This is a genomic window from Bartonella sp. AD328YNZD (assembly GCF_042196425.1).
This window is the reverse complement of sequence record NZ_JBHIQG010000915.1, coordinates 1-505: the sequence shown is the minus strand read 5'-3', so window position 1 is coordinate 505 and position 505 is coordinate 1. Positions and strand designations below refer to the sequence as shown.

The 505-nt window shown below is 36.4% G+C and carries 1 protein-coding gene; it reads left to right on the top strand.

All coding sequences use genetic code 11. The features are described from left to right. Positions 1-52 precede the first annotated feature (52 nt). Complete coding sequence (locus ACFIO3_RS15730) at positions 53-331, top strand: HU family DNA-binding protein (RefSeq protein WP_012231443.1); 279 nt, start codon at positions 53-55, stop codon at positions 329-331. Positions 332-505: the final 174 nt, after the last annotated feature.

The window sequence follows — 505 nt, the reverse complement described above, 5'->3', positions numbered from 1 at the left end:
AATAACATGATTAAGTCATGTTGTCAGGTAATATAGGGAAAGGAAATGTTCTATGAATAAAAGTGAATTGGTTAGCTCCGTTGCTGAAAAGGCAGGCGTTTCGAAAGCGCAAGCTGGTGCTGTTGTTGATGCTTTTATGGCTTCTGTAACAGAAGCTTTGGCTTCAGGGGGAGATGTTCGTCTTCCAGGTTTTGGCTCTTTTGAAGTTTCTCATCGTGCTGCTACGAAGGGGCGTAATCCTTCAACGGGTGCTGAAATCGATATTCCAGCACGTTCTGTACCCAAGTTTTCTGCAGGAAAAAGCCTTAAAGAAGCAGTTAATAAAAAATAATTTAGGCTACATTAAAAAAACCCGATTTATTTATAAGCGGGTTTTTTTAACACATGTGTTATGCTCGCTTTTCATATAAAAATTCTGAATCTTTGCGGTATTTTTCTTATTTATATATTTTGGTATTTTTAAATGATTTTAAATATTGCGTAAAATACCGTAGATTTGGAGTGG